Raw genomic sequence first — 13,445 nt, forward strand, 5'->3', positions numbered from 1 at the left:
AGAGGCCCGTGCCGAGATCAGGCCCATTCGCCCTTGCGCATGACCGGCACCGCGGAGCCATCAGGCTTGATACCATCGATGTCGACCTTGTCGGAGCCGATCATCCAGTCGATATGGATCAGGCTGGAATTGCCGCCCTGCGCCTTGATCTGATCCTGGCTGAGCGCCGCTCCGTCGATAAAGCACTTGGAGTAGCACTGGCCAAGCGCGATATGGCAGGAGGCGTTTTCGTCAAACAGCGTATTGTAGAAGAGGATACCGCTTGCCGAAATCGGCGACGAATGCGGCACCAGTGCCACTTCGCCTAGGCGTCGTGCACCCTCGTCTGTATCGAGTACCTTGTTCAGCACGGACTCGCCCTTGGAAGCCTTGGCTTCAACAATGCGGCCACCCTCGAATTTCACCTGGATATCATCGATCAGCGTACCCTGATGGGAAAGCGGCTTGGTGCTGGAAACATACCCATCCACGCGCAGCGCATGCGGCGTGGTGAAGACTTCCTCGGTCGGGATGTTCGGATTGCAGGTCACGCCGTTCTTCGCCATCGAAGCGCCGCCATGCCATTCATGACCGTCCGCAAGGCCGATGGTGACGTCGGTGCCCGGACCGGTAAAGTGCAGCGAGGCGAACCGCTCGCCATTCAGCCACTTGGACCGCTTGGCGAGATTGGCGTTGTGCTCGGCCCAGGCAGCGACTGGATCGGCAACATCCACACGCGATGCCGCGAAGATCGCATCCGCCAGCTTTCGAACCGCTTCATCTTCGCTGACGCCAGGGAAGACTTGCTTCGCCCAGGATGGGTTAGGGTAGGAGATGATGTTCCAATTGATGTCGAAGTTGGAAATCTTCTCGAGCGCGGGCTTATAGGCCGTGGAGTTGGCCTTGTTGGCACGCGCCACCTTAGCCGGGTCCTGCTCAGACAGAAGCAAGGGGTTGTCACCAGAAATCGCCAGTCTGGCTGCGCCGTTCGCATAGGCCTTCGCCATGCCCTCATAAAGCCAGCTGGATGCCTTGTCGAAATTGGCATCACTTGCATGGCGGTAGCGAGCAAGGGTGGTTTCCTCGTCGGAATAGAAGGTCGTGACCAGACCACTGCCTGCCATATAGGCGTGCTTGGTCAACTGGCGCACCAGCGGCAATGCCGCAAGCGGCGCCGTGATCACCAGATCCTGATCCTTCTGGAGTTGAAGTCCAACCTTGACGGCGACTTCGGCCAGCTTTTCGAGTTTGACGGGATCGATAGGGGAAACGCTCATGATCTGCCTTCACATGTCTGCTTGAACGGGTCTGGACAATAGACCATCCATCGGGAAAGCCAACCACCTTCCAGAGGGCGTGGCTCAATCGGCGACGAGGGGTGCGGCCTTCGCCTTCAAAGCAGTGAGCGCATCTTTGGGTGAGAGGCGGATTTGCAGACCGCGCTGACCGCCATTCATATAGACGTGAGGGTGGTCCATCGACTGAACCTCGATCGCCGTCGGAACGACCTTCTTCTGCCCGAAGGGGCTGATGCCGCCCACGTGGTAACCGGTCGCCCGCTCCGCATCGGCCGGCTTCATCATATGGGCGGATTTGCCGCCGAAGGCTGCTGCGAGCTTTTTCATGCTGACTTCCCGGTCGGAAGGGACGACGACGCAGACGGCCTTGCCGTCCACTTCGGCCATCAGCGTCTTCAACACCAGATGCGGCGGCTCGCCAATGGATTCGGCTGCCTGGAGACCGATACGTTCGGCATTCGGATCGTATTCATAGGTTACGGTGGTAAAAGCCACGCCGGCCTTGGTCAGCATCTGTGTCGCGCGGGTCGTTTTGGACATGGACTATCTGCCGAAAATCGAAGCGTAAATGTCAGGCTTGAAGCCGATCGTGATCTTGCCTTCGCTTTCCAGAACCGGGCGCTTGATCATTGAGGGCTGCTCCAGCATGAGGCCGATCGCTTTTTCCTGTGTCAGATCTGACTTCTGTGCGTCATCCAGCTTCTTGAATGTCGTGCCGGCACGGTTCAGAACGGTTTCCCATCCAGCCGCTTTGCACCAAGCTTCCAGATGGTCGCGATCGATGCCTTGGGTCTTGTAGTCGTGAAACTCCGCTTCGATGCCATTCGCTTCCAGCCAACTGCGCGCTTTCTTCATCGTATCGCAGTTCTTGATGCCGTAAATGACCACCGTCATGCTTTCAGTCTCCGTTGCTAGTTATGGATTAACAAAATCTCTGTTTCAGTCAAAGACTCTCGACCCATGCAAATTTGTCGGGACTGTCATCTAAAGGAGTTCGAGCTCTGCCGCATGGCTCCTTCTCTATATCATGAGTTGTAGATTATGGGTTTTTTCCCATATTCAGGACAACCCAAAAGGAGAAAGAAATGCGTTCGGTTGCAAAGACATCGCATAAGTTTTTGAGTGAAACCCTTGCCGTTTTCGGCGCTGCCGTTTCGGTCTCCGCCGTTGTGCGCGCGCACCGCAAGCCTGCCGGTTCTGATCTCAATGCGCTTGGCATCGATCCCAAGGCTTTCGATAAGGTTCAGCTGTAAGATACGATCGCGCGCCTGACGGGCTGCGCGTCTCTTAGTCCAGCTTCAAAAGCCGGGCGCGCTTGATGCAGCGCCCGGCTTTTCTGTTTTAGACCAGCGACGAAGATGCGCGCCACCGTCGCAAATGAGAATGGCGTCTCAGCCGTAATAGTCCGGGGCCTTCTTGAAGGTCGACCAGGCATCGGGATCATGTCCCGTCACCACGATCGCATCCGCCTTTTCTGCGACGGTTCTGAGCTTTTGTACGGAGCGTACAGTATCCACCGTCGAGGCGAGGAACCCTGGCAGCGCCTTTTCTTCCCAGTGATCGAGCGTATAGGCGGCATCGATGGTCAGTAGCAGCGGCTTGCTGTCCGGTACACGCACTAGGAAGGACTGGTGGCCGGGGGCATGGCCTGGCGTGAAGATGGTCGTCAGCGTGCCATCGCCATAGATGTCATAGAAATCATCATCGGTGCTGTTCAGGAACTGCCATTTGAGGCCCGGCTTGTCGAAGTCCTTGCGGATATAACCGCCTGCCGCAAACCAGTCCGGCGTGAAGGCGTATTCGTACTCCCGGCGCTGGACGATGTGTGTCGCATTCGGGAAGCGGCCGATCGCGCCGGTATGATCAAGATGCAGGTGGGATTGGACGACGTATTTGACATCCGCAGGGTCGAATCCGAGCGCCTTGATCTGGTCGACGCAACCCTGGTCCTTGTCCAGAACCGGCCAGTACACATCGCAAACGCCACCCCAATGACCGCGTGGGTCGGTGGCGACTTCGATCGCGTTTCCGCCGTCGATGACGGTATGCCCATCCGGGTGGGTGATCAGGAAGAAAGGAACGGGGATTTCGTAATCCGCGCCGTCTCCCTGGTTCATCTTGATGTTGTGGACCTTGCATTTCAAGGTCCCGGATTGAAGCATATAGAGCCTGATATCAGTCATAAACGTTTCCTCCCTACGAACACATTTCCTGAATGGATAGGTGATCAGAATGCTTCCCGATAAAGCGCCAGCGCATCCTCTTCGCGGACCTCGACCGGGTTGTTGACGAGCAGACGCGTCTGCTTCATGGCGTCCGATGCCAGCATGGCCAGGCTGTTGTCGGTGACGCCGACATCTCTTAAACGGCGTGGTGCACCGCTCTCATCCATTAGCCTTTCCATATGCTGAACGAAGGCGTTCGAACGGGCTGTGGCATCACCTTCGCCTGGCACCTTCAGTACATCGGCAAGCTCGGCATAAAGTGGTGCAGCAGCGGCGGCATTGAAACGAAGAACGGGGCCAAGCATCAGCGCGTTGGAGAGGCCGTGCGGAACGTGATAGTGGCCCCCTAGCGGGTAGGCGAGAGCATGGACAGCCGCAACCGGCGAGTTGGCAAAGGCTTGGCCGGCAAGGGTGGCGCCGAGCAACATGGCCTCGCGCGCCTCACGGTTCGCACCGTCCTTGCAGGCGGCGACCAGATTGTCTCCAAGAAGACGAAGCGCTTCGCGCGCCAGGCAATCGGAGAGCGGGTTCTTCTTGTGCTTACTGGTATAGGCTTCGATTGCGTGAACCATCGCATCAATGCCGGTGGCAGCGGTGTGGACCTGCGGCAGGCCCACCGTCAACTCGGCGTCTAGCAGCACGAAATCGGCAAAAAGCTGGGGCGAAACGACACCCATCTTGGTGGTCTCGCCGGTGGTGATGATCGAGATATTGGTGACCTCGGAGCCCGTTCCCGCTGTTGTCGGTACCAGCACCAGCGGTGCGCGTGATCCCTTGACGTTGCCGATGCCGTACATGTCGGCGAGCGACTGATCGGAAACCAGAAGCACGGCCACCAGCTTGGCGATATCGAGCGACGACCCGCCGCCGAGGCCGATGACGATATCCGCCCCGAAGGCTTTGGCGGAGGAGGCGCATTCCGCAACCACATGTTCGGGCGGATCGGCCACCACCTTGTCGAAGGTCTCGACGGAAAAGCCACTGGCAGACAGGGCTTCGGTGATCGGTTGAATAAGCCCTGCCTTTACGAGACCACTGTCAGTAATGAGAAGCGCTTTCCGCTGCGAAAACCGGCCAGCCAGGATGTCTCCAAGCTTTGCGGCCCCGCCCCACACGACCTGCATTGAAGGAACGGTTCGAAACTCGAACGGGTTCATCGTCATTTTATCCTCCCAATCACGTCTCAGCTGAGAGCCGAGCAGAGATATTTGATTTCAAGATACTCATCGATCCCGAAGTGGGATCCCTCGCGGCCAAGGCCCGATTGCTTGACGCCGCCAAAAGGAGCGACCTCGTTGGAGATCAATCCGGTATTGTGGCCAACCATGCCGTAATCCAGTGCTTCCGCGACGCGCCATGTGCGGCTGAAGCTCTCGGTGTAGAAATAGGCTGCGAGGCCAAACTCCGTGTCATTCGCCATGGCAATCACCTCGTCTTCCGTCTCGAAACGAAAAAGTGGCGCAACGGGCCCAAAGGTTTCTTCGCGGGCGACCTTCATTGCCTGCGTCGCGCCGGCAATCACGGTCGGCTCGAAGAACGTGCCTCCAAGAGCATGTCGTCCTCCGCCGGTGATGACGGTAGCACCCTTCGCCTGGGCGTCAGCGACGTGATCCTCGACTTTTTTGACGGCGCCCTCATCGATTAGCGGCCCGATCGTCACGCCGTCCTCGGTTCCGGATCCGACTTTCATGGTCTTCACTTTTGCCGCCAGTTTCTCTGCAAAACTGTCGAAGATTGCGTCCTGAACATAGATGCGGTTGCTGCACACACATGTCTGTCCGGCGTTGCGATACTTCGATGCGATCGCACCTTCGACCGCGGCGTCGATATTGGCATCGTCGAAGACGATAAAGGGCGCATTGCCGCCGAGCTCGAGCGACAGCTTCTTGATCGTCGGTGCCGACTGCGCCATCAGCACGCGTCCAACTTCCGTCGATCCGGTGAAGGATATTTTTCGCACCGTGTCGCTCTCGGTGAAAATCTTGCCGATCTCCCTCGCCTCGCCCGTCACGACCTGAAAGACCCCTGCCGGAATGCCTGCTTCTTCGGCAAGAACGCCTAGAGCGAGCGCGGTAAGCGGGGTTTGTTCGGCAGGCTTGACGATCATCGTGCAGCCCGCGGCAAGCGCCGGCGCGGCTTTGCGGGTGATCATGGCCGCTGGAAAATTCCAAGGCGTGATCGCCGCGCAGACGCCGATAGGTTGCTTCAGGATCGTGATCCGCTTGTCTGTTGTGGGGGCAGGGATGGTCTCGCCGTAGACCCGTTTTGCTTCCTCGGCAAACCACTCGACGAAAGACGCCGCATAGAGCGCTTCACCTTTGGCCTCGGCAAGCGGTTTGCCCTGTTCTGCTGTCATCAGTGTTGCAAGGTCGTCGGCATTTGCCACCATCAAGTCAAACCAGCACCTCAGCACAGTTGCGCGCTCCTTGGCGGAGCGGTTCCTCCAGCTGACAAAGGCATTTTCAGCCGCCTCAACCGCGCGCTCCACTTGGCTCGGCGTCAGAGAGGGGACTTCAGCAATCACCTCGCCGTTTGCCGGATTTTCAACCTTGATGGTTTCGGACCTATCCGATTGAATCCAGTTCCCGTTGATCAGGCATGCATCGGTGAGAAGGCGAGGATTTTTCAACTTGAGCACTGCGTGATCTCCAGTTAAGTTCAACTAATTGAACTGTGATCCGTGTATTGAACTATGATGGCTGGCGCCGATCCTGTCAAGGAGATGAAATGCAAACAGACGCGTTCGACATATCGTCTGCCCAAACAGTACCGGCCTTGCGCCGGGCGGTTGGCATTCTCGATATTCTCGCTACAGGCAAAAATCTGACGGCGGCCGAAATCGCCCGAGCACTTGGTCTTCCCAAGAGCACGGCGCACGGACTGCTGGCGGTGATGAGCGAGCTCGATCTGGTGGCGAAAACACCGGATGGAACGTTGAGGATCGGACCTCATCCGCTGAGATGGGCAAATGCCTTTTTGTCCCAGCTCGATATCGTCACGACCTTCCAGGAAGTGCTTGCGCGGGACCGCAAGCTTGATCCTTACACGGTGACGCTGACGGTTCGCGAGGGTGCAGAAGTCGTCTATGTCGGCTGTCGTAATTCAGATCAGCCGCTGGGGCAGACCTTCCGCATTGGCATGAGACTGCCAGCGCCTTTTACAGCCACTGGAAAGATGCTGCTGTCGGATCTCAAACCGGCTGAGCTCGGCCATCTGCTCGCTGATTTTCCCAAGCCCCTGACAAGGCGGAGCGTCCGCACAGTCGAGGAGCTTGAGAAAGAGCTTGAGCTCACGCGAGAGCGGGGCTTTTCCATCGATGACGGGCAAATCCGCGACGGCATGATCTGTATAGGGGCTGCAGTTCGAGACCACTCCGGGGCCGCAGTCGCCGGGATTGCGATCAGCATTTTGCGCAGCGAAGCAAGCGATGACAGGACGGCGGAACTCGGAGCGCAGTTGCAGGCAATCGCAAAGGGCATGTCCGAAGGAATTGGCGGCGCCTGACGATCTCGATCCAATCGGCCGGATAAGGAGGTGGGGCGTAGAGCTGAGTGTCGATGGGAAACATAGGATTCACCACCGACACTCCAGCCGTTCCCTTATGCGCCGTAGCGACCTAGAGATCGATCGTGCCGTTTTCTTCCCCGTCCCAATATTGCACACGCACGCCGCGCACCTTGATCAGAACCAGGCCTGGGGTATCGACACCTTCGGTGAACCAGCGATCGAGATCGGAAACCCAGTGGCGCTCGAAAGCGGCCTTGTCGTCGATGAGTTCTGCCGCGCCCTCGATCGAGATGAACATGCCGGGCTTGCCGAGCAGGCTGGGCGGTTCGGTGAAGGAAAGCGTCACTTGAGCATTGCGGTTGATGTGGGAAACCTTGTTGGTGTCCTTCAGGGAAAAGAACCAGGAATCGCCGTCGTAAGCCACATCGCCATTATTGCTCATCGGGCGATTGGTGATCGCGCCGGATGAACCGTGGGTCGCCATCATGCAGAAGTCGATCTTCTTCATCGTTGAAGCGATGTCTTCGATTGTTTTGCTCGCCATGGAAGGCTTCCTTTTCTTAAACGTGGACGATCGGAAGGTCTTGAGCGTATTTCGTCAGCGGCCGGGCAAGGCGGAGCGTACGGATCGCTTCACTGCACTCAAGGAAGGGCTGGGGATCGTGCGATAGCGGGCTTCAATCAGATTGTAGACACCGAAAGCGGCGAGCCCTGCGGCGACGCAAATGTAGAGAGCGCTGCCAAATGGCATCTGCCTCAGCCACTGCATCGCATCGCCCATACTGCCGGCCTCTTGAGGATCGACCTTCATTCCAGCCGTGATGAACAGAATGCCGATGATCGCAAACACCAGACCGCGTGCAACAAGCCCATAGATGCAAATCCAGGTGGCGATAGCGTTTTGGTCCGGGATGTGAAGATAGCGCTCGAATTTCCGCGTCAGCCCCTTCGCAGCAGTGACGCCACCGCCGATAACGAAGCCCGCGCCGACCGCGATCAGAACGTAGGATCCGAAGGGCTGCGACATGATCCATTGGGCAAGATCTTTTTCACCCGATCCTTCATTGCCACCACCGGCAAGAAAGCTATGGCCGAGCGCAAAGCCGGCAAGTCCGAGATAGGTGACAGCACTTCCGATCAGCGCCGTACGAACGACAAGGCCTTTTGCGCTGGTGCCGTGATCATCCGTATCGGCGATGGCTTGTGTCAAGCGCCAACAGACGAAGCCGAGAAGCCCGATACCGATTGCACCGACCCAGATGCGCCCGAAAGGCTGGCTCAAAAGCGTCGAGAGCGCCGACTTCGTTTCGGTTTTCTCGCCTGCGACACCGGATAGCAGCGCCAGTCCACCAACGAGCATAAAGACGATGCCGCGTGCGGCGTAACCACTCTTGGCGAGCAGATCGAATCGGAAAGTTGAAGGCATGGCGGGTCCGCGGTGCTGGGAACAATGGGTCCCTAACGCGCTGTGCGGATGAAAGGTTGATCGATGGGGAAGAAAAAATCGCGAAGCGTTGAGCACTTTTTCGCGCAGGTGAGGTCATCGAGACCGTTTTTTAGCTAGGGCTGACGCAGGAAAGATATCTCCAAAATGAAAAGCCGCCGGTCTCTGAACACAGACACCGGCGGCTCGAAATCATTATGTCATCGCATTGGGAGGACTCTTGATCATTCCCACTCGATGGTGCCGGGTGGCTTCGACGTCACGTCGTAGACCACGCGGTTGATGCCCTTGACCTCGTTGATGATGCGGGTGGCCGCACGACCGAGGAAGTTCATGTCATAGGGGTAGAAATCCGCCGTCATGCCGTCGACCGAAGTGACGGCGCGCAATGCGCAGACGAAGTCATAGGTACGGTAGTCGCCCATGACGCCAACAGTCTGGACTGGCAGCAGAACGGCAAAGGCCTGCCAAATGGTGTCATAGAGGCCAGCCTTGCGAATTTCGTCGAGATAGATCGCATCCGCCTTGCGCAGAATATCGAGCTTCTCGCGGGTCACGACGCCAGGGCAACGGATTGCGAGGCCGGGGCCGGGGAAGGGATGGCGGCCGATGAAGCTTTCCGGCAGGCCGAGTTCGCGGCCAAGAGCGCGAACCTCGTCCTTGAACAGTTCACGGAGCGGTTCGACCAGCTTCATGTTCATGCGCTCGGGAAGACCACCGACATTGTGGTGGCTCTTGATCGTGACGGAAGGACCGCCCGAGAAGGAAACGCTTTCGATGACGTCGGGATAGAGCGTGCCCTGTGCGAGAAATGCCGGAGCGCCCTTGCCATCCGCGGCGATCTTCGCAGCTTCGGCCTCGAAGGTCTCGATGAAGAGGCGACCGATGGTCTTGCGCTTGACTTCCGGATCGAAAACGCCGGCCAGTTCCGTCAGGAATAGGTCGGAGGCATCCACGTGCACGAGCGGGATGTTGTAGTGATCGCGGAACATGCCGACGACCTGCTCGCTTTCGGCCAAACGCATCAAACCGTGATCGACATAGACGCAGGTCAGCTGCTCGCCGATCGCCTCATGGATAAGGATCGCCGCAACCGAGGAATCGACGCCCCCGGACAGCGCGCAGAGCACGCGGCCATCGCCGACCTGCTCGCGGATCTTGCGGATCATCTCGGCGCGATAGGCCGCCATGGTCCAATCGGATTTGAGACCGACGATCTTGTGGACGAAGTTGGAGAGCAGCTTCGCGCCATCTGGTGTATGAACCACTTCAGGATGGAACATCGTGGTGTAGTAACGGCGCTTCTCATCGACTGCGATGGCGAAGGGCGCGTTCTCCGAGGTCGCAGCCACTTCGAAACCGGCCGGCAATTGCGTGACGCGATCGCCGTGGCTCATCCAGACCGGATAACGGCCGCCAAGTTCCCAGAAGCCTTCGAAGAGCGGGCTTGCCTTCTTGATTTCGATATCGGCTCTGCCGAACTCCGCAGCGTGACCGCCTTCGACCGTACCGCCAAGCTGGGTGCAGAGTGTCTGCTGGCCGTAGCAAATGCCAAGGATCGGGATGCCTGCATCGAACACCGCCTGCGGTGCGCGCGGGCTTCCCTCTGCCGTGACCGATGCCGGACCGCCAGAGAAGATGACGCCCTTCGGCTGCATTTTCTCGAAGGCCTCTGCGGCATTCTGGAACGGGTGAATTTCGCAATAGACCCCGGCTTCGCGGATGCGGCGCGCAATCAGCTGCGTCACCTGGCTGCCGAAATCGATGATGAGGATGCTGTCGGGATGGGCTATCTGGGTCATGGCGAGCCTTTAAAGAATTGCCGGGCGTAAGGCAACCCGGCAGATGCCTTGAAAAGCCAGAAAATGGGCTGCAGTGCAAGCGCTACGGCATCGACCCGAGTATCAGAACCGATTTTCGGAAAGCACGATGCGTAGGCTCAAAAAACACAGAGCTTCCTTTACGCGCCCAAATGGATGCACGGCGCGCTAGAGTGGAATGTCTCCGGCCATTATCGCGTCCTGCAGCCTGTCGACGGCTTGGGCCAGTTTCTCATCGATGACATGCAAATACTCGGTCCAGTCATCGATATGGTGGACGTCCGCCTTGCCATCGGAAATGCCGCGCAAACCGATCAGCGGTACGTCAAAGCGCTGGCACGCGCGTAAGATTGCAAAGGTTTCCATCTCCACCAGATCCGCATCGATGGCATCATAGACAGTACCGGACACGACATTGGCGCCGGTCGAAACTCGGGCGGTCGGGATATCGGGTATTTCGAAGGGTAACGGCACCTCTGCCGGGAGATCGAGAAAGGGTGTTCGCCCTCTTTCAAAGCCGAAGGCCGAGGCATCCATATCCCGATAGGAGACGCTGACCGCCTGGTAGACCTCCGCCTGTTCCAGCTTGCGCGACCCGGCGGAGCCAAGCGAAACGACGAGATGCGGCAGGCGCGCCTGACCGTTGAGATCGCTGAGTGTCGCCGTCAGGGAAACGGCAGCCTCCACCGGACCGACGCCGGTCATCAGTGGCCGGAAGCGGGCTTTCAGATGTGGACCATACTCGGCATCGGCGGCCATGACGAAGAGAAGGCGCTTGCCGTCGATCTCGACCAGTTCATAGCTCATTTTCGTTGAACCCTTCGCGGCCCTTCAAAACCATCATTGTGCCTGTCATGGACGCGATCAGCTTGGCCGGTCCGTCGGAGATCGCGTAGGCGCGCCCGTCGGCAACGATGATGTTGCTGCCGGGCTTGGTGATTTCACCGCGGAAGAGAAAACGCTCGCCGCGCCCCGGGGACATCAGATTGACCTTGAACTCGATCGTCAGCAGGGACGCTTCGGGCTCGACGATAGTGTAGGCGGCATAGGTGCAGGCGGTATCGAGTGCGGCGGCGATGACGCCCGCATGCAATATCCCGTGTTGCTGAGTGAGCTTGGGGTGAAAAGGCAGTTCGATTTCGACCAGCCTGTGCTCGATACGCGAAAGCTCGGCCCTGATTGCCTGAACGACGCCTTGGCGTGCAAAGCTCTTTTCAATGCGCTGGCGAAAATCGCCAGGATCGGTGAATGCCATTCCCCTGCCTCTCATTTTTACGCAAAAATGACATGGCGTCCGTTCACGCGCAAGACAAGGGTGGCTGATCCGCCGGTTCTTGCCAACCGACGGATCGAGGCCGATTTGACATCACGCAAGGTGATGGGGCTGCTCCAGACCATAGACCGGGGTTTCAAGCCCGACCTGGCGCGCCTTCAGTTGAAGCGACAGATATTGCGAGTAGTGGCGCGACTGATGCAGGTTGCCACCATGGAACCACAGCGCCTGTTGTTGGGTCGGCTTCCACATGTTGCGCTGCTCCCCTTCCCAGGGGCCGGGGTCCTTCGTCGTGTTGGAGCCGAGGCCCCAGCATTTGCCCACCTTGTCTGCCACCTCGCGGGAGATGAGATCTGCCGCCCAGCCATTCATCGAGCCATAACCGGTCGCGTAGACCACCAGATCGGCCGGCAGCTCCGTGCCGTCCTTCAACACCACGGCATTTTCCGTGAGGTGAGAGACATCCACGCCGGACTTCAATTTGATCGACCCGTCGATCACCAGATCGCAAGCGCCGACGTCGATGTAATAGCCGGATCCGCGGCGAAGATACTTCATGAAGAGACCGGATTCGTCATCCCCAAAGTCCAGCATGAAACCTGCTTTCTCCAGTGCGGCATAAAAGTCTGCGTCCTTTTCCCGTATCCGGTTGTAAATCGGGATCTGAAACTCATGCATGATCCTGTAGGGGAGCGAGGCGAAGATGAGATCGGCCTTGCGCGTCGTCATGCCGCTTGCCACTGCGCGTTCGGAGTAAAGATCACCGAGACCGATTTCCATCAGCGAGTCCGATTTGACGATATGGGTGGATGACCGCTGTAGCATGGTGACATCGGCACCTGCCTCCCAAAGGGCCGCGCAAATATCATGGGCCGAGTTGTTGGAGCCGATGACGACCACCTTCTTTCCGGCATAGGCATCCGGGCCGGGATGCTGCGACGAGTGCTGCTGTTCTCCCTTGAAGATCTCCTGCCCCGGAAATTTCGGAATGTTGGGTTTTCCGGACATACCGGTGGCCAGCACGAGCTGTTTCGGCCGCAGCACGACGTCCTCACCGGCGCGGTCGACAATGACTGTCCATTCGCCCTTAGCCTCGTCATATTGCGCCGATTTGCAGGTGGTCGAGCCCCAGTAGTTCAGCTCCATGACCTTGGTGTACATCTCCAGCCAATCACCGACCTTGTCCTTGGGAGTGAAGACCGGCCAGTTTTCCGGGAATGGAATATAGGGGAGATGATCGTACCAGACGGGATCGTGCAGGCAGAGTGACTTGTATCGCTTGCGCCAGCTGTCGCCCGGCCGCTCGTTCTTTTCGATGATGATCGCGGGAACGCCGAGTTGACGAAGACGCGCTCCAAGCGCAATGCCGCCCTGGCCTCCGCCGATGATGACGACATAGGGTTGCTCAGAATAACCGAGTTCTGTGGCCTCGGCTTCGCGCTTCTCCTTCCAGGTCCTGCGATTGCGGTCATGACCATGTTCGGCGCCCATCGGACGGCGAACGCCTTTCGGCTCTTCGTGACCCTTCAACTCGCTCATTGTTGTCAGCAAGGTCCAGATCAGCCCATCCTTCAGACGGATGTGGCCGTACCCACGCGCCTTGGCCGTCTCGAATTCGAACCAGCCCTCGGTGACGCCACCGCCTTCCGACGCCGGCTCCTTGCCATCCTGGACAAAGCCGGAAGGCTTGATGGCCGCAAGCTGCTTCTCCAGCATGCCGCGGATCTCTTCGCGGCCTTCCAGCGTCTTCAGGTTCCAGGTGAACGTCACCAGATCGCGCCAGTAGCAATCGGCTTGAAACATGTGGACGGCGGCATCGATGTCACCGGCTTCCAGCGCTTTGCCGAGCTTGGAAAGGGCGGTGTCGATTTTGGTGACGGGACTGACATCAAGCATATT

14 protein-coding genes are annotated in these 13,445 nt (G+C 58.4%); 2 read left to right on the forward strand and 12 right to left on the reverse strand.

The annotated features are described in order from the left end of the window. Positions 1 to 17 precede the first annotated feature (17 nt). The 3 genes from QE435_RS04670 to QE435_RS04680 all read right to left on the reverse strand — a co-directional run bounded on the left by QE435_RS04670 (position 18) and on the right by QE435_RS04680 (position 2,171). A complete protein-coding gene (locus tag QE435_RS04670) occupies positions 18 to 1,256 on the reverse strand; it encodes an aminopeptidase (protein ID WP_349040427.1) in 1,239 nt (412 codons plus the stop codon). Between the two features lie 84 nt (positions 1,257 to 1,340). Further along, the gene (gene ybaK, locus QE435_RS04675) at positions 1,341 to 1,817 is read right to left on the reverse strand and encodes a Cys-tRNA(Pro) deacylase (protein ID WP_349040428.1); all 477 of its coding nucleotides are present in this window, start codon (positions 1,815 to 1,817) and stop codon (positions 1,341 to 1,343) included. A gap of 3 nt (positions 1,818 to 1,820) precedes the next feature. Continuing rightward, positions 1,821 to 2,171 carry an ArsC family reductase gene (locus QE435_RS04680; protein ID WP_349040429.1) on the reverse strand — a complete coding sequence of 117 codons (351 nt, stop codon included), beginning with the start codon at positions 2,169 to 2,171 and terminating at the stop codon, positions 1,821 to 1,823. A 191-nt stretch (positions 2,172 to 2,362) separates the two neighbouring features. Here QE435_RS04680 and QE435_RS04685 point away from each other — a divergent pair, with 191 nt between their 5' ends. After that, the gene (locus QE435_RS04685; protein ID WP_349040430.1) at positions 2,363 to 2,530 is read left to right on the forward strand and encodes a hypothetical protein; all 168 of its coding nucleotides are present in this window, start codon (positions 2,363 to 2,365) and stop codon (positions 2,528 to 2,530) included. 138 nt (positions 2,531 to 2,668) lie between these two features. Here the strand turns inward: QE435_RS04685 and attM are convergent, their stop codons facing one another. The 3 genes from attM to QE435_RS04700 are packed head-to-tail and all read right to left on the reverse strand — an operon-like array spanning position 2,669 to position 6,140. Beyond that, positions 2,669 to 3,460 (reverse strand): N-acyl homoserine lactonase AttM, encoded by a 792-nt coding sequence (gene attM, locus QE435_RS04690; RefSeq protein WP_349040431.1) that lies wholly within the window; start codon positions 3,458 to 3,460, stop codon positions 2,669 to 2,671. Positions 3,461 to 3,504: 44 nt separating this feature from the next. Beyond that, positions 3,505 to 4,665, reverse strand: coding sequence for an iron-containing alcohol dehydrogenase (locus QE435_RS04695; protein ID WP_349040432.1), 1,161 nt, complete (start codon positions 4,663 to 4,665; stop codon positions 3,505 to 3,507). Between the two features lie 20 nt (positions 4,666 to 4,685). Further along, a complete protein-coding gene (locus QE435_RS04700) occupies positions 4,686 to 6,140 on the reverse strand; it encodes an NAD-dependent succinate-semialdehyde dehydrogenase (protein WP_349040433.1) in 1,455 nt (484 codons plus the stop codon). Positions 6,141 to 6,229: 89 nt separating this feature from the next. Here QE435_RS04700 and QE435_RS04705 point away from each other — a divergent pair, with 89 nt between their 5' ends. Beyond that, positions 6,230 to 7,006 carry an IclR family transcriptional regulator gene (locus QE435_RS04705; RefSeq protein WP_349040434.1) on the forward strand — a complete coding sequence of 259 codons (777 nt, stop codon included), beginning with the start codon at positions 6,230 to 6,232 and terminating at the stop codon, positions 7,004 to 7,006. A 112-nt stretch (positions 7,007 to 7,118) separates the two neighbouring features. On the opposite strand, the gene QE435_RS04710 is transcribed toward QE435_RS04705, so the two are convergent. From QE435_RS04710 to QE435_RS04735, 6 genes are all read right to left on the reverse strand, one after another. Continuing rightward, a complete protein-coding gene (locus tag QE435_RS04710; RefSeq protein ID WP_349040435.1) occupies positions 7,119 to 7,553 on the reverse strand; it encodes a pyridoxamine 5'-phosphate oxidase family protein in 435 nt (144 codons plus the stop codon). A 54-nt stretch (positions 7,554 to 7,607) separates the two neighbouring features. Beyond that, positions 7,608 to 8,435 (reverse strand): DUF1206 domain-containing protein, encoded by an 828-nt coding sequence (locus tag QE435_RS04715; RefSeq protein ID WP_349040436.1) that lies wholly within the window; start codon positions 8,433 to 8,435, stop codon positions 7,608 to 7,610. 242 nt (positions 8,436 to 8,677) lie between these two features. Beyond that, positions 8,678 to 10,255: a glutamine-hydrolyzing GMP synthase gene (gene guaA, locus QE435_RS04720; RefSeq protein WP_349040437.1), complete on the reverse strand. Its 1,578-nt coding sequence runs from the start codon at positions 10,253 to 10,255 to the stop codon at positions 8,678 to 8,680. Positions 10,256 to 10,441: 186 nt separating this feature from the next. Beyond that, entirely contained in the window at positions 10,442 to 11,080 is a 639-nt protein-coding gene (locus tag QE435_RS04725) for a 5'-methylthioadenosine/S-adenosylhomocysteine nucleosidase (protein WP_349040438.1), read from the reverse strand. Further along, positions 11,070 to 11,528 (reverse strand): PaaI family thioesterase, encoded by a 459-nt coding sequence (locus QE435_RS04730; RefSeq protein ID WP_306929103.1) that lies wholly within the window; start codon positions 11,526 to 11,528, stop codon positions 11,070 to 11,072. The genes QE435_RS04725 and QE435_RS04730 overlap by 11 nt, the downstream gene beginning before the upstream one ends. Positions 11,529 to 11,639: 111 nt before the next feature. After that, entirely contained in the window at positions 11,640 to 13,442 is a 1,803-nt protein-coding gene (locus QE435_RS04735) for an NAD(P)/FAD-dependent oxidoreductase (protein ID WP_349040439.1), read from the reverse strand. Positions 13,443 to 13,445 lie beyond the last annotated feature (3 nt).

The sequence above is a fragment of the Agrobacterium sp. SORGH_AS 787 genome (assembly GCF_030819035.1).
In the GTDB taxonomy this organism is placed as follows: domain Bacteria; phylum Pseudomonadota; class Alphaproteobacteria; order Rhizobiales; family Rhizobiaceae; genus Agrobacterium; species Agrobacterium larrymoorei_B.